The sequence below is a fragment of the Myxococcus sp. AB025B genome (assembly GCF_006518215.1).
In the GTDB taxonomy this organism is placed as follows: Bacteria; Myxococcota; Myxococcia; order Myxococcales; family Myxococcaceae; genus Myxococcus; species Myxococcus fulvus.
Genome location: NZ_SRLW01000224.1, coordinates 1 through 16,778 on the forward strand (window position 1 = coordinate 1; position 16,778 = coordinate 16,778).

Sequence of the window (16,778 nt, forward strand, 5' to 3'; positions counted from 1 at the left end):
CCACTCGCCCCCTCCCGGAGGGCTGGAAGGACTGCCATTTTTTCAGTCCGTGCGGCGATCTCCGCACCCAATGTTCCCAGCCCCGCATGGGCACACCCGCCCCCACGTCCCACGCCGCACCTGACTGTCTGGAATCAGACACGAGACAGTGAGACATGGGTCAGCCCCGCCCCAATCCAAAACATCCACCGCAACGGAAAAGTTTGAACATATCAGTCAATTTGAAAATACCCGCGAAACCCGGTTCAATGCGTGGCATCGAATCGCGAGGACAACCCCGTATGGAATTGAAGACCCCCTCCGTCCATCCCTCCCCTCCGGCCTTCGCGTCCTACCAGGGCATCGAGGTCATCGGTCAGTCCATCCTCGCCATCGTCAACGGGATGGAGCTGGCCCAGGCGCGGGCGCTGCGCATCCTCGCGGAGAACGGCATCACCCCGCTGGAGGCCAAGACCTGGTACCCGATGTCCGCCCTGCTGAAGTCCTTCAGCCTGGTGTTCGACAAGATTGGGCCCAGCACGGTGCGAACGATTGGCCGGAAGATTCCGGACAGCGCGCACTTCCCGCCGGACATCGACACGCTGGAGAAGGGGCTGCGCGGCGTGAACCTGGCCTACGGCATGAACCACCGCGGCAAGGGCAACATCGGCGGCTACCACTTCGAGCCCGTGGACAAGCGCAACGCGAGGATGCGCTGCGACAATCCCTACCCGTGCGACCTGAACTACGGCCTCCTGGAGGCAATCACCGACAAATTCCGCCCCAAGGATTCGCTTTGGGTGCGTATTGAACATGACCCCAGGAGTTGCCGTCGCCGGGGAGATGGGGCCTGTACGTACAACATCAGTTGGTAGCGCACACCGCTGGCCTCCAAGCCCACACATCTCCCCTGCGTGGGCCTGGGCGCTTCGACAAGACACTCCGCCAGGGCCGAGCGGAGTCCAAGCATCCGCATCTGGGAGGGACATCCATGAAGGCCGTGCTCCAACACATCGCGGTGTGCGAGGAGCGGTTCGCCTCACACCCCTTCTTCTCGGACCTGAAGCAGGACCGCCCGATTGAGCAGGTGATGGCGTTCGCGCCGCGCCTGACGTTCTGGGTGATGACGTTCCAGGACGTGCTGCGCCTCAACGCGCACTTCATCCAGGACGCTCATCTCAAGATGCTCGCCACGCGCCACCACGCGGAGGAGGGCGGTCATGACCAGTGGTTCGAGGACGACATCGCCCAGCTCACCGGGGGCTCGCTGAGCATCGGCGCGCTCTACGGCAAGGCGCACGCGAAGACGCGCGACGCCGCCTACGCCATCATCAGCGAGGTGTACCGGCCGGTGGATGACCGGCTGCGCATCGTCCTGTTGTGGGCGCTGGAGTCCACCAGCCACGTGTTCTTCAGCCGCACCGCCATCGTCAGCGCGGCGCAGGGCGCGGACGAGCGGCTCAAGTACTTCTCCGACCACCACATGCAGGCCGAGGCGCAGCACGCCATGTTCGAGCAGGAGCTGGCGGCGGAGCTGGAGGCCATGGTGCTGGAGCCCGAGGTGCGCCGCGACGCCCTGGCCATGGTGGACCGCGTCTACCGCGCGTTCGACACCATGTTCGACGGGCTGCGCATCCACCTGGAGCACGAGCGCGCCGACCAGGCCGAGCCCCGTCAGGCGACGGTGGCCCCGGCGGCCTCGCGCGTCGAGGAGCCCTTCGAGGTGGACGAGACGGACTTCAGCGACGTGGCGCTCGCGGTGGACCGGGCCGCCTGAAGTCCCGAGAAGACCTTGGCCGGCCCCAGCGTGACGCGGCCGGCCCGGGGTTACTTCGAGGGCGGGGAGAGCACCAGGATGAGCTCTCCGCCCACGTGCTTGCCGGCCTTCTGGTAGACGGCGCCCTGACGGCCCAGCTCCACGTCCAGCGTGGGCTGGCGGGGGATGGCCACGCGCACGGTGGCGGTGCCGTCCTTCATGCCCACCAACTGCAGCGACGCGTTGCTGCCGTTGGGCAGCTTCACCTCGGTGGACTGCTTCGCGGTGACGTCCAGCGTGTCGTTGGACAGCCGCTTGAAGGAGGTGAAGTTGAAGTTCTGCTTCTGGAACTGCTCCTTCATCTTCGCCAGCTCCGGAGGGTCCACCTCCGAGCCCTTCTTGGAGGCGAGCACCACCTCCACCTGCACGCGGACCTTCTGCTCCTCCTGGGCCTGGCTCACCAGCGGCATGAGCACGCCCAGGCCCAGCACGGCCAGCAACACGCGGCCGGACGACATGTGTCTCATCACAGGGGACCTCCCGAGGGCCGCTCCACTTCCGACTTCGGCTTGCCCAGGGGTTTTACTCCCTTGCCGCCGCGAAGGCCGCCCCCAATGTCCTCGCCCTGCTCCTCGTCCTCCTGGGACGGGTCGTCCTGCGTCTCCTCGTCGACCAGCCAGATGATGGTGCCACCATTGTCCGTCTCCATCACCACGGGCGCCACGCGCGCGTCCTGGTAGGGCTGGATGGACTTCACCGTCATGCGCTCGGCGCCGTAGCCCACCGGGGCCCTGTCGCTGAGCAGCAGCGGCAGGCCCACCGCCACCAGCACCGCCGCGGTGGCCAGCGAGGAGACCATCGCCGTGCGCTGGTAGAGGAACATCTCCGACAGGGCCAGCTTGAGCCGCTCCAGCAGGGGCGGCTTCTCCGGCGTCACCCGCGCCATGACCTTCTGGGCGAAGTCCTTGAAGTCGACGTCGTCCACCGCCATGTCCAGGCCGACCCGGAGCAGGCCCGACTCGGCGCGCAGGTCCGCCGCGCGCCCGGTGCAGTCTCGGCAGGCGGTGAGATGCCGCTCCACGTTCACCCGCTCCGCGGGCGTCAGCTCTCCGTCGACGTACGGAGAGAGCATGGGGACGAAACGCTCACATGCGGGATTTCCGGCCATAACCTTCACCCTGCTCGGTGGTGGAAGCTGCGAATGCTGTGGCTGTGACGCCGGGTCCCCTCAGATATTCGAGGGCCCTTCATTCGTTCCCCACGCCGCTCTTCGCTTCGTCCAACTCCAGGTATTCACTCAGGATTTTCTGGACCTTGGCCCGGGCATGGAACAGCCGGCTCATCACGGTGCCCTTGGGAATATCGAGCGTGCGGGCCAGGTCCTCGTAGGACATGCCTTCGATCTCCCGGAGCAGCAGGATGGCGCGGTGCTTCTCCGGCACCGTGCTCAGGGCCTCCTGAATCTTCTCCGCCAGCTCCCGCCTGAGCGCGCTCTTCTGGGGGTTGGTGCCCAGGCGGCTGCCCAAAGCGCCGATGCGCGCCTCGGACAGGTCCATGGCCTGGCTCTCGTCGAACTCCACCGCCTCGCCTCCACCGCCGCGCTTTCGCAGCACGTCGATGCAGATGTTCACGGTGATGCGGTAGAGCCACGTGTAGAAGGACGAGTCGCCCTTGAAGTGGTCCAGGTACTTGTAGACCTTGACGAACGCCTCCTGGGAGACGTCCATCGCCTCCTCCTTGTCCTTGAGCATGCCGAGCGCGACTGCGTACACCTTGCGCTGGTAACGCTCGACGAGGAGCTTGAAGGCGCGTTGGTCGCCGCTCCGGACGCGCTTGACGAGTGTGAGGTCGTCGGTTGCCAATGGGTGCGGCAACGTACCACAAGCCGGCGGGGGCCGAGACTTTTCGCACGCGGACCGGAAGAGTCCCCCTCGCCCGCCCTAGAGGCTGACGAGCGCCAGCACGACGAGCGCGATTCCCACCAGGGCCAGCACCGCCCCGAAGGCCACCCGGTCCCACTGCCCCTGCGCCACCGAGCCGTCCTCGGCGTCGTCGCGGAAGCGGTGCAGCACGTTCCAGAGCATCATCGCGCCCAGCTTCTTGTTCGTCGTGCGGCGCGGGAGGCCCTCGTCGTCCGGCTCGCCCTCGTCCCGCTCCTGGGACTCCGCCGGCCGCATCGCGATGGGCGCGGGCGCGCCTCGCAGCGAGTCCGGGCCCCGGGCCTGGGCCGCGAGCCCCGGGTCGACGGTCCCTTCGGCGCGCACCGCGGCCTCCGAGTGGCGGACCTCCGGGGGCGGCTCCAGCCGGACGCTGGCCACGCGCTCGCGGGCCTCGTCGGGCGTGCGGGCCTCCAGCACCCACAGCCCCTGCGTCACGCCGTCCTTCCCCGTGTTCGCGTCGCGCAGCTCCGCGAAGCCGTGGCCCTCCAGCGACTCCCGGAAGGCCTCCTGGCCCTCCTTCTGGGGCGGCTGGGCGGCGGCCGTCTCCGCGTACGCGGCGAAGAAGGCCCACAGCCGGGTGGCGCGCTCGGAGCCGGACATGCCCGAGGGCTGCAGGTGCGCGGACAGGAGCGCCGCGTCCGAGCCGAAGCGCACGCCCAGCTCCTGCTTGCCCACCAGCTTCTCCAGCCCAGGGGGCACCAGCTCCGCCACCCTGCGCGGCGGGGCGCGCTCCTGGCCCCCCAGCGTCGGCTGGCCCGTGGTGGGCACCTGGCTCTTGAAGCCATCCTTGTTGCCCCCCGGGAGGCCGCCGCGCTCCGGCGCCTTGGGGCCCACGCGGGGGATGGGGCCCGCCGGCGACTTGAGGATGTGCTGGGCCAGCCGGGCGAAGGCAGAGGGGACGCGCGAGGAAGAAGACATGGCGGGTTCCTCATCGGCCGTGGAGTGGGACGGCGGCTGCTCGAGAGGGTCGGAGCCTAGCGCGGGTCGCTCCGGAGGACCGTTCCGGGGGTGGAACGAAGTGTCCGCCACCGACGCGCGCGGCGGGCGGCCAGGCTCGGTGCCGTACGCCACGCCGTCCCCAGGGAGCACAGGCAGGCCGGCGGGCGGTGTCCCCGAGCCCGGGCGCCCACCTCCCCTGCCCGAGCGGGGGCCTTCGCGAGGCGCCCGGATGTCTCCGACGTGGCCCATCTCCCGGATTCTCGCGCCAGGAGCGGGGCGGGTTGCGCCCGGGGGCTACTCGCCCTCGCGCTCGACCTCGATGGGCGTCGTCATGCCATTGGAGTCCAGGCGCACGCGGTAGACGGAGTTGAGCCCGTCCGCGTCGAAGTCGCCGCGCGCCAGGCACGACACCTCCGGCTCGCCCACGGGGCTCTCCTGCAGCACCACCTCGTACTGGAAGCGCACGCCGTCCTGGGGCTCGAAGCCCAGCCGGTGGAAGGCCTCGTCCTCCGGGAAGGGCACCGCGCGGCCGCCCCGGGGCACCTCCCGCGGCGTGGGCCCGGCGAGCTGGTAGTTGCCGTGCTCGTCGCGGTAGGCCTGCACCGCGTCACACAAGGCCAGCACGTTGAGGCGCGCCTCGCGGTCCGTCAGCGGCTCGGCGGGCGCGGGCGACAGCCGGTACGCGAACACGAAGGCGGCCCCGGTCGCGAGCACGAGCCCGACGACGGCGAAGGGCCACTTCCTGCCCATACCGCTCGGTGCGGGTGTCTTCGCCATGGCGCTCAGCCCTCCTTCGTCCACGCGGCCCAGTCGCGCGGGCTGCGCAGCACGTCCACCAGCCGGGCCTCCCAGGTGCCGGGCTCCGGGTGGAAGTCGTAGCGCCAGCGCGTCTGGGGCGGCAGGGACATGAGGATGGACTCGGTGCGCCCGCGCGTCTCCAGGCCGAAGACGGTGCCCCGGTCGTACACGAGGTTGAACTCCACGTACCGGCCGCGCCGCACCTCCTGCCAGACGCGCTGCTCGGGGGTGTAGGGCGTGTCCTTGCGCTTCTGGGCGATGGGCAGGTACGCGTCCACGAAGGCCCGGCCGCAGTCGCGCACGAAGTCGAACTCGCGCTCCAGCTCGCCCCCCATGTTCTCGAAGAAGACGCCGCCCACGCCGCGCGTCTCGTCGCGGTGGCGCAGGAAGAAGTACTGGTCGCACGCCGCCTTGAAGCGCGGGTAGTAGGCGGCGTCGTGCTTGTCGCACGCGGCCTTGTGCACGCGGTGGAAGTGCGCCGCGTCCTCTTCGTAGAGGTAGTACGGCGTCAGGTCCGCGCCGCCGCCGAACCACGCCTTGCCGCCCTGGTGGATGAAGCGGTAGTTGGCGTGCACGGTGGGCACGTGGGGGTTGCGCGGGTGGAGCACCAGGGAGATGCCGCCGGCCCAGAAGCTGCGCCCCTCGCCCTGGAGCTTCTTGGCGAACTGGTCCTCCAGCTCGCCGAAGACCACCGAGGTGTTGACGCCCGCCTTCTCCAGCACGGCGCCGTCCTCCAGCACGCGGGTGCGCCCGCCGCCGCCGCCGGGGCGCTGCCACGGGTCCTCGCGGAAGCGGGCCGAGCCATCCAGCGTCTCCAGCGCCTGACAGATTTCGTCCTGCAGGGACTGGGTGAAGGCGGCCATCCGCTCCTTGAGACTCTCCACGTCCACCTTCGTCATGCTCGGCTCCCGGCGATGCCCACTCACTGCGCGGAGTAGTCGGCCGGCGCCTCGAAGTCCACAGGAGGAACGGGGGGCGCGTTGTGCCCGGCGGCATCGAACGCCTCGATGCGGGCGCGGTAGCTGCGGCCGTCCTCCATGGCGAACGTCCCGCTGCACGCCTCATGGCCGATGAAGGCCGCGTTGTTCGTCACCGGCACCACGTACTGCTGCACGCTGGGGCCCGGGCGCCGGGGCTCCAGCTTGACCACCAGGTAGGCGGGGCTCTCCTCGCGCAGGGACAGGTTCAAGCGCACGAAGCGGGCGGTGCCCTGGGCGGTGCGACGCAGGAAGCCCTCGGAGACGGCGGGGCGCTTGAGCCAGCGCGGCGGCTGGGTGTCGGCGCCCTTGCCGGTGTGCCACTCGGGCAGCACCGCGCCGCCGCGGCCGTTGAGCAGCGCCACGTTGGGCAGCGCCTCGTCGATGCGCAGCGTGTAGCGCTTGTCCGCCTCCAGCTTGCCCACCACCTTGAGGATGATGGTGGCCCGGCCCAGGCTGCTCTCCCAACCGCGCTGCGCCTTCACCTCCGCCTCGTGGCCGTCCGCCACCAGCCGCAGCTTCTTGCCCACCAGCGCCACCACCGGCTCGCGGGCCGTGCCCACGCCCTCCAGGAGGAAGCGGCTGTTGATGGGGACGATGGCGCCCGGCGTGGGGAAGACCTGCACGCCGTCCCCCAGGCACTGGGCGAAGGCGTCGCGGGCGAGGAGCAGCACGAACAACGGCACGAGGAATCGGAGCACGGTGGAGCCAAGTCTGCGCCCCTGCGGGGTGGATGCCAAATCCGTTCCCGGGCCCTGGCGATATGGGGACCACGCCCCGTGCGTTCCAGCACGCGAAGCCCACGCCATCGCCCCGGGCGTCGGACCGTGCTTCACGTCACTCCACGTACGGGGCCACCTCCGGACACATCCTCATGCGCCCACGCCTCTCGACGTGGGTGACGGCCTGGCCAGGTCGCAACCGAGCCTCGGCGCGGGGGACCGCGACTCCAAGCTGGCCCAGGTGCCCACGGGCACGTACGTCCTGGGCGAGCCGCTGTCGCCGTCGAAGCCCGTCGTGCGCCGGGCGCCGGACTTCGAGTGGGAGGTGCTGGAGCGGGTGGAGCCGCGCTTCGCCGCGTTCCTGGAGACGCGCGCCCAGCACTACCTGGCGCTGGGCAGGGACCCCAGCGAGCCCACCGAGGAGTGAGCGCGCCCGGGCGTCAGTGCATGCCCCCGTCGTCCTCGCGCAGGACGATGGGGCCGTACTTCGCCTCGTAGCGGTTGAGGTTGTCCTGCATGGCCAGCATCAGCCGCTTCATGTGCTTGGGGCTGGTGATGATGCGCGAGCGCACCTTGGCCCGCAGCTGCTGCGGCTGGACGTAGATGAAGTCCAGGGTGAATTCCGTGTCCGTGTGGTTCACGAGGGCCATGTTGGCGTACTGACCATTGGCGACGTCCTCGTCGATTTGAATCTGCAACTGCATGTCCGGGGGCTTCGGAGTGTCCGCCATGAGGCATGTGGCATAGCGCCTGGGCCCTCGCGTGACCAGCGTGTCTTCATGATGGACACCTTGCTCCCGATGGACGCGGCGAAGACGGAGCCCTTCGACCTGGGGCAAGGCCCGGAGGCGTGCCTCTTGCTTCACGGCTTCACCGGCAGTCCCTGGGATGTGAGGCCCCTGGGCGAGGCGCTGGCCGCGCGGGGCATGCGGGTGGTGGCCCCCCTCTTGCCCGGCCATGGCACGACGCCCCAGGCGCTGTTGCGCGTCACCTGGCGGGACTGGCGGGAGGCGGCGCTGGAGGCGCTGGACGATTTGCGGGGGCACTCCAGCGTCTACGTGGCGGGGCTGTCCATGGGGGCGTTGTTGGCGCTGGGGCTGGCGGCGGAGCGGCCGGAGGCGGTGCGGGCGTTGGCGCTCGCGGCGCCGGCGATTCGCTTCCGGGGGCCTCGGATGATGCTCATCCGACAGTTGTCGCGCACGCCGCTGCTGGAGTGGGCGCGGCCGTGGGTGGAGAAGACGGGCACGGACATCTCGGACCCGGCGGCGCTGGCGGAGGCGCCGGTGCTGTCGGCGTTCCCGGTGGCGCGGCTCAGGGACTTGGTGACGCTGCAGGACGAGGCGGCGCGGCGGGTGGCGCAGGTGCGCTGTCCGGTGTTGGTGGCGGTGGCCGAGCAGGACCACGTGGTGGACCCGGAGGGGGGCCGTTGGCTGGCGCGGCGGCTCACGGCGTCGCCGTGTGTGCGCGTGGTGTCGCTGCGGCGCGGCTTCCATGTGATTCCGCGGGACACGGACGGGCGGCTGTTCGCGCGGGAGGTGGCGGACTTCCTGGGGCAGTGGCGTGACTTCGGGGAATGGGAGCCACAACCCGCGGGCGCATGAGGTGGGTTCGGGGCGCGGCGAAAAGCCGGGCGCCCGTGTATCAAGAGCCCACCCATGTCCGACACGCCTCCCGTCGTCGAGCTGAGAGACGTCACCAAGTCCTATGTCGAAGGCGACACCGCACGCGAGGTGCTCTCCGGGGTGAGCCTGTCGCTGTGGCGCGGTGAGTTCGTGGTGCTGCTGGGCCGCAGCGGCTCGGGCAAGTCCACGCTGCTCAACCTCATCAGCGGCATCGACCTGCCCACGCGCGGCGAGGTGCACGTCGATGGGAAGAACCTGGGCGCGCTGAGCGAGCGTGAGCGGACGCTGCTGCGCCGCGAGCGCGTGGGGTTCATCTTCCAGGCCTTCAACCTGCTGCCCACGTTGACGGTGGAGGAGAACGTGCGGCTGCCGGTGGAGCTGAACGGGAGCGACGCGGCGAAGGCGGGCGCGCGGGCGCGCGAGCTGTTGGAGCAGGTGGGGCTGGCGAACCGCGGGGGCAGCTTCCCGGACCGGCTGTCGGGCGGAGAGCAGCAGCGCGTGGCGGTGGCGCGGGCGCTGGCACATGCGCCGCCGCTGCTGTTGGCGGATGAGCCCACGGGGAACCTGGACGAGGCCACGGGGCGGCAGGTGCTGGATTTGCTGGAGGGGCTCACGCGGCGGGGACAGGCGTGCGCGCTCGTCGTCACGCATGAGCCGGGGTTGGTGGCGCGCGCGGACCGGGTGCTGGAGATGGTGGGCGGGAGACTGGTGGAGCGAGAGGCGCACCGGAAGGAGCGGCCGTGAATCGGTGCATCGCGCACACGGACGGCTGGGCGTGGGCGAGCTGTCCGGGCATCGAGGATGGAAGCCGCGGCGCGCATGAAGCCCGGACCGGGGGGCGCCCGTGAGGAACCTGCTCGTGCGCTCCAGCCTGCGTCACCTGGGGCGGCATCCGTGGTTGACGGCATTGTCGCTCCTCGGCATCGCGCTCGGCGTGGCGGTGGTGGTGTCCATCGACCTGGCGAGCGGCAGCGCGCTTCGTGCCTTCGAGCGATCCACGGACGCGGTGGCGGGACGTGCCACGCATCAGCTCGTGGGCGGGACGTCGGGCTTGTCGGAGGACGTGTATCGCGACTTGCGCTTGCGACAGGACGCGCCCGTGGCGGCGCCCGTCGTCGAGGGCTACGTACAGGCCGCCGTAGGGGACCGGCGCACACTCACGGTGCTGGGCGTGGACCCGTTCATGGAGTCTCCCTTCCGCGCGTATGCGGGAGGCGAAGCGGTCGGTGACGTGAGCGCGCTGCTCACCGAGCCGGGCGCGGTGCTCCTGAGCGAGCGCGCCGCGCGGGCGCTGGGTGTCCGCACCGGAGAGCGGTTGCCTGTGCGCGTGGAGGGACGTGAGGTCTCGCTGCGTATCGCCGCGCTGCTCGCTCCCGCCGACGAGGATACCGCGCGAGCGTTGGAGGCCCTGGTGCTGACGGACATCTCCACGGCGCAGGAGGTGCTGGGCCGCATGGGCCGGCTGACGCGCGTGGACCTGCGGCTGACGGAGGACCAGGCGGAGGCGCTGCGCTCGACGCTCCCCGAAGGCGTGGAGGTGGTGCGCTCGTCGGCGCGGGCGAACACGGTGGAGCAGATGACGCGGGCGTTCCGCACCAACCTCACCGCGCTGTCGCTCCTGGCGCTCGTGGTGGGGATGTTCCTCATCTACAACACGATGACGTTCTCGGTGGTGCAGCGGCGCGGTCTGCTGGGACGGCTGCGCGCGGTGGGAATCACCCGGAACGAGCTGTTCGCGCTGGTGCTCGGTGAGGCGCTGGTGCTCGGCGTCGTGGGCACCGTGGCGGGGCTGTTGCTCGGCATCCTGTTGGGTCGTGGGTTGGTGGGGCTCATCACCCAGACCATCAATGACCTCTACTTCGTGGTGAGCGTGCGCGGGCTGGCGCTGGAGCCCTTCACGTTGGCCAAGGGATTGGCGCTGGGGCTCGGCGCGACGGTGCTCGCGGCGCTGGTGCCGGCCTGGGAGGCCGCGCGCTCGGCTCCGGCGACGACGCTGCGACGCTCGACGCTGGAGGATGTGTCGAGGACTCGCGCGCCTCGGCTCGCGGTGCTGGGAGTCGCCGTGCTCGCGGTGGGCGTGGGGCTCCTGAGCTGGTCCACGCCAGCGCTGTTCCCCGCGTACGTGGGCCTGTTCGCGGTGCTGCTTGGCGCGGCGCTGTTGGTGCCGTGGGTGACGGAGCGGCTGTCGCTGTACGCGGCGCTGCCGCTGGGGCTCTCGTTCGGATTGCTCGGGCGCATGGCCGCGCGTGGGGTGAGGACCAGCCTGAGCCGCACGGCGGTGGCGCTGGCGGCGCTGATGGTGGCGGTGGCGACGACGGTGGGCGTGGGACTGATGGTGTCCAGCTTCCGGGGCACGGTGCTGTCCTGGCTGGAGACGTCGCTCCAGGCGGACGTGTTCATCTCGCCGCCGTCACTGGTGGCGCGGCGAGGTGGCGCCACGATGGTGCCGGGGCTCGCCGAGAAGTTGCGCGCGACGCCGGGCATCGCGGGCAGCAGCACGCTGCGCGTGGCGCTGGTGCGCGCGGATGAGATTCCCACGGACCTGATCGCCGTCGACTTCAGCCAATCACCGGCGCGGCCCTATCGCTTCAAGGAGGGCGGCGACGAGGCCGCGGTGTGGCGCGAGCTGGACGCGTCAAAAGACTCGCTCGTCGTGTCCGAGCCCTTCGCGTTCCATCGGCGCGTGAAGGTGGGCGACACGGTGCGGCTCTCCACGGACCGGGGGCCACATGACTTCAAGGTGGCCGGGGTGTACTTCGACTACGGCTCCGACGTGGGGACGATGCTGATGCCTCGCGCTACGTATGACCGCTGGTTCGACGACCGGGGCGTCAGCGGCGTCGCGCTGTACGCGGCGCCGGGGCAGGACGTGGACGCGCTGGTGAACACCGTGCGAGCGCAAGCGGGGGATGAACAGGCGCTGCTGGTGCGCCCGAATCGCTCACTGCGACAAGCGTCGATGGAGGTGTTCGACCGCACGTTCACGATTACGCAGGTGCTGCGGCTGCTGGCCATCGGCGTGGCGTTCGTGGGCGTGCTGAGCGCGTTGATGTCATTGCAACTGGAGCGCTCGCGCGAGTTCGCGGTGCTGCGCGCGATGGGACTGACGCCGGGGCAGTTGTGGGGACTGGTGTCGCTGCAGACGGGGCTGTTGGGGTTGCTGGCGGGATTGTTCTCCATGCCGCTGGGCGTGGGGCTGGCGTACATCCTGGTGCACGTCATCAACCAGCGCTCCTTCGGGTGGACGCTGCGGCTCGCGGTGACGTCGGAGACGTTGGGTCAGGCGATGTTGCTGGCGCTGGTGGCCTCGGCGCTGGCGGGGCTGTACCCGGCGTGGCGGATGGCGAGAGCCAATCCCGCGCTCGCGTTGAGGGAGGAGTGACGCCATGAGCAACGGCCGAGGGCTCGTCATCGGGACGGCGGTGGTGCTGGTGGCGCTGGCGGTGGCGGCGTACTTCGTGACGCGCGAGACGGAGCTGCCGCCCCTGGCGCGGGGCGGCACGTTGACGGTGGCGTCGGCGCTCGGCGGGAGCGACGGTGGGATGGAGGGCTATGCACGGGCCTTCGAGCCTCGTGAGTTCCACTTCCCCGAGGACCACGGTCCGCATCCGGAGTTCCGCACGGAGTGGTGGTACTGGACGGGAAATCTGGAGACCGCGGACGGACGGGCGTTCGGGTATCAGTTCACGCTGTTCCGCAATGCGCTGTCGCCGACGGAGTCACAGCGTGACTCGGCGTGGGGAGCGCGGCAGGTGTACCTGGGGCACTTCACGGTGACAGACGTGGCGGCGGGACGGTTCCACGTCGCGGAGCGCTACAGCCGGGCGGCGCTGGGACTGGCGGGGGCGAGCACGCAGCCGTTCAAGGTGTGGCTGGAGAGCTGGGAGGCCACGACCGCGGGCGAGTCGATGTGGCCGGTGCGGCTGCGCGCGCAAGGTGACGATGTGACGTTGGAGTTGTTGTTGGAGCCGGGCAAGCCGCCGGTGCTCGAGGGTGAGCGGGGGTTGAGCCAGAAGAGCGCGGAGCCGGGGAACGCGTCGTACTACTACTCGATGACGCGGATGCCCTCGCGGGGCACGGTGAAGGTGGAGGGACAGACGTACGCGGTGACGGGGGAGAGCTGGATGGACCGCGAGTGGAGCACCAGCGCGCTGGGACCGGACCAGGTGGGCTGGGATTGGTTCTCGCTGCAGCTCTCCGATGGCAGCGAGCTGATGTACTACCAGTTGCGGAAGAAGGACGGCTCGGTGGACCCGTTCAGCGCGGGGACGTGGGTGCCGCCGGTGGGGGCGGTGGACAGTGCGTCAGTGCATCTGACCCGGGACGACGTGGAGCTGTCGGTGCTGAGCACGTGGAAGAGCCCGCGCGGTGGGGAGTATCCGTCGCGATGGAGGTTGCGCGTGGCGAAGCTCGGGCTGGAGCTGACGGTGACGCCGAAGCTCGCGGACCAGGAGCTGCCGGTGAGCGTGCGCTACTGGGAGGGCTCGGTGGCGCTGGATGGCAATCGTGCGGGCCAGCCGGTGCGAGGACGCGGCTACGTGGAGCTGACGGGCTACGCGGACACACACGCCACCACGAGGCGACCGGAGACCCGGGCCCGTGGGACCCCGGAGACTCGCGGCGGCAACTGAGGCGCACGCCTTACGACAGGCACACACGCAGACCTGTCGGACCTGCGTGTTAGGCCCCGTTGAGTGCTCCTGCAGGCGAGCACTTGAACCTGGAGGCCTGAATGTCGCCAAGGTGGGGAGCGCTGCTGCTCGTGGGGCACCTTGTCATCGGGTGCGCGACACCGAGAGTGGTGCGGCTGGACACAGGAGAAGGCGCGCCCATTATCTACGCTCCACCGAGGAGCGTCACGCCCATCGCCATCGATGAACAGGCTTTCGAGAAGGCGCTGCTCGAGCTGATTCTGGAGATGCGCTTCTCCGTTGCCACAGCTGAAGTGAAACACCCTCGCATCCGATTGGCCTCCTGGGAGCACGACGCGTCAGGCGCGGAGAACGCCCACCGCGACTATCAGCACTGGTGCTCCCAACAGGGCAGTCCCGACGAATGCCTGACGCTCCTCGGCGGAGGTTTGAGCCTCCTGGACAAGCAGGCCCGCCGGGACCTCGCACTCAGCTTTGCTTGGGACGGAGTCTGGGAAGGAGTTCAGCACTCCGTGAAGGAGGTCGTTCACCCACTGGCCCTCAAGGCCATGCTGACGTCCGCGCTCGCGGCCTACATGCTGTTGGTCGTCATGCCCGAACCCGTCACGAAGCTCGTGGCGCTCGCACTGACCACCTACTTCGTCGCGTACCTGGGCCTGGAGTCGTTCTTCGACCTCGTGGATGGATGGCGGCGTTTGTCCCTGGAGTCGGAGCAGGCGATGTCCTTCGAGGAACTGGAGGACTCCGGACACCGCTTCGGCAAAGTCATGGGAGACAACGGGGCTCGCGTCATCATCATGGCGCTGACGATGGCCTTGGGTGGTGGCGCAGCGAACATGGCCTCAAAGGGTCCCCTGTTGCCCGGCTTCGCGCGTGCAACCCTCGCCGCCGAAACGAACGCTGGCTTCCAACTTTCCGCCTCATTCGCGGGGGGTGTTCGGTCCATCTCCCTTGCCGAGGGGGTCATGACGGTGGGGCTGGCCCCTCATGCCGTCGCCATGGTGGCACGAAACCCGGAAGGTGGGAGCGGGTCTCGGACCAGCGACTCCACGTCACCCGACCTGCTGGAGAATCAGAAGCCCCAGTTCCTCTCCGCCGAGATGGAGCTCGCGAACCGACTGGGCATCCACCCCACGAGCGTCACGAGTCCCGAGTTCCTCCGCTATGTGAACGAGGGCCGAATCAAGTGGGTGGTCACCCAGGAAGGAACGCTGCGAATCGTTCCGCACACCTGGCGAAGAACTGAGATCTCACATGCGGTCGCCAGTCAGGGCCGACCTGTCCTGGCCGCAGGCGAGGCGGACATCGCCGTGCACGGCTCCACACGCATGGGCATCGAGATTACGCCCCAGAGCGGCCACTTTCTGTATGGTGCATCCGCGGCTCGGAGCGCCCGAGCACTGGAGATTGGAAAGCAGGCCTTCGCCGAGGCCGGAATCATCTTCCCTTGATGGTGAGAGCCATGAACACCCCTCGTGACCTCTTCGATGCTGTTCTGGCCAGACCGGCCCAAGCGGTCGCGGCGTGGCTCGAAGGCGTGACGATTGGCGAGCCCGTCGACCAGGAGGACTTCAACTGGGAGGTCTTCGCTTTCACGATGGCGACACGAGCCGGCGAGGAGCAGAGCCTCCCATGGGCTCGCATCGCGCTGCGGACATACGAAGCGCTCGCCCACCGCGCACAGGCACGCGCCGCGCACTCGCTCTGGCTCTCCGCCATGAACCTGCGCGCACGCCTCATCGAGGATCTGGGTCCACGACCAGGGGACGACATCCTGGACCCGGAAATCGTGAGGGGGTGGTTCCAACGCGTGGCCACCTTGTCCCCGCGAGATGCACAAGCCCTGCTGGCCTCGTCAGACCTCCGTGCACTCCCTGGAGACAAGCTGCTCCTGCTGCGGGACACCAAGAACGCCCTCAACATCCTGTCTCGAATCGCCGAGCCAGACCTCACTCGGCTGCACCCCGAATTGAAGGACTGGTTGATGCTGCGGGCTCAGCTCCCATGACTCACATGGCGGTACAGTCAGCCCAATGCGGCTGACCTGACAAACACTCGCAACCAAGCCTATGGGCAACGTGTCGAGGTAGGGCATTTGTCCACTGCCCAGCCTGACTGTTGACCTGCGCGCGCGGGGTGCAGGAGGCTTGAGAGCGACGTCACGTGCGCCCATGGACAACACCCAAACTGGAAAATCTACCCCAATCTCCGACACCATCGGCTGCATCACCGTGCTGGCCTTGGTTCTGGGGATTGGCTACCTCGTCTTCATGGGGGCCAAATCAGCCTGGGTATCGCATATCGCCAAGGAAGGGCCCACTCCAGAGGAGATACAGGCGAAGAAAGACTTGGACCTGCTGCGAAGCCGGATCGATGCGCTTGAGGCGGCGAACACTCTAATGCAGTCCGAGATGAGATTCGCAGAGCGCGCCGCCGAGAGTGCGAAAACCGCGTCCTTCACTCCTGGCTCTGCTGGATATCAACTTGTCCAGTCGAAGACTGGCACATTCCTCGTTTGACTCGACAAGGTCGCTCCGTACGCGAATGGGCAGCGCTTGACATTCCGCGTCGCCAACACACAAAGCGTAACATATAAGAACCCCACTATCACCGTGACGTGGTCGACCGCTGCTCCAGAAGTCACGGGGTCCGAAGACTATGCGAAGGCATACGAAACATGGACCGCATCTCGACGAACGAAGACCGAGACTGTCTTCTTAGACCTTCGGCCCGGATGGTGGTCGACATTCAACATCGTGGTTTCTCCTGCCACTGCGTCTGACGTGGCCAACATCGAATTGGCGCTGACTGCGACCCTCGTGTCGATTCCCATTCGCTAGTTTAGCGATTTGCGTTGAGCAACGCCTCAGCCAGCGCACGCCCCTGCTGCTCACCAACATGCGCTCGAAGACGCCCAACCCGCGCGCCGTCGACAACACCGCCGCCCAGCTCGACCTCGCCAAGGTGCAGATGTTCTACTTCACCCTCATCGCGGCGGTGAGCTACTTCGTCAGCCTCGCCACCCTCCTCTCCTCCAGCAAGCCCGGCAGCGTGTCGAGCCTGCCCGCGCTCTCCCAGGGCTTCATCGCCCTGCTCGCCATCAGCCACGGCGGCTACCTGGTCAGCAAGACCACCGACCACTCCAACTCCAAGCCCGGCTGACGCACCGCCCACCGTATGCTCGTGCCCGCTCGTGACGCCGCGCGCCCGAGCCCGGAGGAGCCGTGCCCAGACCCCTGGTGGACGTGGACTCGGCGCCCGCGTCCGCCTTCTGCCTCACCGACGCCCTGTCCCCCTCCACCTCCCCGTGGCACACCCACCGTCGCCACCAGCTCCTCTACGCCGCCAGCGGCGCCCTCCACCTCGAGGTCGCCGAGGCCCAGTGGCTCCTTC

The 16,778-nt window shown here is 68.9% G+C and carries 19 protein-coding genes; 11 read left to right on the top strand and 8 right to left on the bottom strand.

Annotation, left to right across the window (positions count from 1 at the left end):
- Positions 1 to 281: 281 nt before the first annotated feature.
- Positions 282 to 854 carry a hypothetical protein gene (locus FL311_RS30145; protein WP_141330506.1) on the top strand — a complete coding sequence of 191 codons (573 nt, stop codon included), beginning with the start codon at positions 282 to 284 and terminating at the stop codon, positions 852 to 854.
- Positions 855 to 970: 116 nt separating this feature from the next.
- Positions 971 to 1,756 carry a hypothetical protein gene (locus FL311_RS30150; protein ID WP_228557173.1) on the top strand — a complete coding sequence of 262 codons (786 nt, stop codon included), beginning with the start codon at positions 971 to 973 and terminating at the stop codon, positions 1,754 to 1,756.
- 50 nt (positions 1,757 to 1,806) lie between these two features.
- Here FL311_RS30150 and FL311_RS30155 read toward each other — a convergent pair whose 3' ends face one another.
- The 7 genes from FL311_RS30155 to FL311_RS30185 all read right to left on the bottom strand — a co-directional run bounded on the left by FL311_RS30155 (position 1,807) and on the right by FL311_RS30185 (position 7,090).
- Positions 1,807 to 2,262 carry a hypothetical protein gene (locus FL311_RS30155; RefSeq protein ID WP_141330508.1) on the bottom strand — a complete coding sequence of 152 codons (456 nt, stop codon included), beginning with the start codon at positions 2,260 to 2,262 and terminating at the stop codon, positions 1,807 to 1,809.
- Positions 2,262 to 2,903 (bottom strand): anti-sigma factor, encoded by a 642-nt coding sequence (locus tag FL311_RS30160; RefSeq protein WP_046716569.1) that lies wholly within the window; start codon positions 2,901 to 2,903, stop codon positions 2,262 to 2,264. The genes FL311_RS30155 and FL311_RS30160 overlap by 1 nt, the downstream gene beginning before the upstream one ends.
- 79 nt (positions 2,904 to 2,982) lie before the next feature.
- Positions 2,983 to 3,597 (bottom strand): RNA polymerase sigma factor, encoded by a 615-nt coding sequence (locus FL311_RS30165; RefSeq protein WP_141330510.1) that lies wholly within the window; start codon positions 3,595 to 3,597, stop codon positions 2,983 to 2,985.
- A gap of 78 nt (positions 3,598 to 3,675) precedes the next feature.
- Positions 3,676 to 4,593 carry an Immediate early protein ICP0 gene (locus FL311_RS30170; RefSeq protein ID WP_228557174.1) on the bottom strand — a complete coding sequence of 306 codons (918 nt, stop codon included), beginning with the start codon at positions 4,591 to 4,593 and terminating at the stop codon, positions 3,676 to 3,678.
- A 315-nt stretch (positions 4,594 to 4,908) separates the two neighbouring features.
- On the bottom strand, positions 4,909 to 5,391 hold the full coding sequence (locus FL311_RS30175; RefSeq protein WP_223749695.1) for a hypothetical protein: 483 nt from the start codon (positions 5,389 to 5,391) through the stop codon (positions 4,909 to 4,911).
- A gap of 5 nt (positions 5,392 to 5,396) precedes the next feature.
- Positions 5,397 to 6,311 (bottom strand): oxygen-dependent coproporphyrinogen oxidase, encoded by a 915-nt coding sequence (hemF, locus tag FL311_RS30180; RefSeq protein WP_141330512.1) that lies wholly within the window; start codon positions 6,309 to 6,311, stop codon positions 5,397 to 5,399.
- A gap of 23 nt (positions 6,312 to 6,334) precedes the next feature.
- Positions 6,335 to 7,090, bottom strand: a complete 756-nt coding sequence (locus tag FL311_RS30185) for a hypothetical protein (RefSeq protein WP_074953978.1) — start codon at positions 7,088 to 7,090, stop codon at positions 6,335 to 6,337.
- A gap of 193 nt (positions 7,091 to 7,283) precedes the next feature.
- Between FL311_RS30185 and FL311_RS30190 the strand changes: the two genes are divergently transcribed.
- Positions 7,284 to 7,538, top strand: a complete 255-nt coding sequence (locus tag FL311_RS30190; RefSeq protein WP_141330514.1) for a hypothetical protein — start codon at positions 7,284 to 7,286, stop codon at positions 7,536 to 7,538.
- Between the two features lie 13 nt (positions 7,539 to 7,551).
- Here FL311_RS30190 and FL311_RS30195 read toward each other — a convergent pair whose 3' ends face one another.
- Entirely contained in the window at positions 7,552 to 7,842 is a 291-nt protein-coding gene (locus tag FL311_RS30195; protein ID WP_046716576.1) for a DUF3467 domain-containing protein, read from the bottom strand.
- Positions 7,843 to 7,911: 69 nt separating this feature from the next.
- Between FL311_RS30195 and FL311_RS30200 the strand changes: the two genes are divergently transcribed.
- From FL311_RS30200 to FL311_RS30235, 8 genes are all read left to right on the top strand, one after another.
- Positions 7,912 to 8,712 (top strand): carboxylesterase, encoded by an 801-nt coding sequence (locus FL311_RS30200; protein ID WP_141330530.1) that lies wholly within the window; start codon positions 7,912 to 7,914, stop codon positions 8,710 to 8,712.
- 54 nt (positions 8,713 to 8,766) lie between these two features.
- Positions 8,767 to 9,477 (top strand): ABC transporter ATP-binding protein, encoded by a 711-nt coding sequence (locus FL311_RS30205; protein ID WP_074953981.1) that lies wholly within the window; start codon positions 8,767 to 8,769, stop codon positions 9,475 to 9,477.
- A 100-nt stretch (positions 9,478 to 9,577) separates the two neighbouring features.
- Positions 9,578 to 12,115 (top strand): FtsX-like permease family protein, encoded by a 2,538-nt coding sequence (locus tag FL311_RS30210; RefSeq protein ID WP_141330516.1) that lies wholly within the window; start codon positions 9,578 to 9,580, stop codon positions 12,113 to 12,115.
- Positions 12,116 to 12,119: 4 nt separating this feature from the next.
- Positions 12,120 to 13,364: a lipocalin-like domain-containing protein gene (locus tag FL311_RS30215; RefSeq protein WP_141330518.1), complete on the top strand. Its 1,245-nt coding sequence runs from the start codon at positions 12,120 to 12,122 to the stop codon at positions 13,362 to 13,364.
- Positions 13,365 to 13,531: 167 nt separating this feature from the next.
- A complete protein-coding gene (locus FL311_RS30220; protein ID WP_223749691.1) occupies positions 13,532 to 14,836 on the top strand; it encodes a hypothetical protein in 1,305 nt (434 codons plus the stop codon).
- 11 nt (positions 14,837 to 14,847) lie between these two features.
- On the top strand, positions 14,848 to 15,393 hold the full coding sequence (locus FL311_RS30225; protein WP_141330520.1) for a hypothetical protein: 546 nt from the start codon (positions 14,848 to 14,850) through the stop codon (positions 15,391 to 15,393).
- Between the two features lie 163 nt (positions 15,394 to 15,556).
- Positions 15,557 to 15,904: a hypothetical protein gene (locus tag FL311_RS30230; protein ID WP_141330522.1), complete on the top strand. Its 348-nt coding sequence runs from the start codon at positions 15,557 to 15,559 to the stop codon at positions 15,902 to 15,904.
- A gap of 379 nt (positions 15,905 to 16,283) precedes the next feature.
- A complete protein-coding gene (locus FL311_RS30235) occupies positions 16,284 to 16,547 on the top strand; it encodes a hypothetical protein (RefSeq protein WP_141330524.1) in 264 nt (87 codons plus the stop codon).
- Positions 16,548 to 16,778 lie beyond the last annotated feature (231 nt).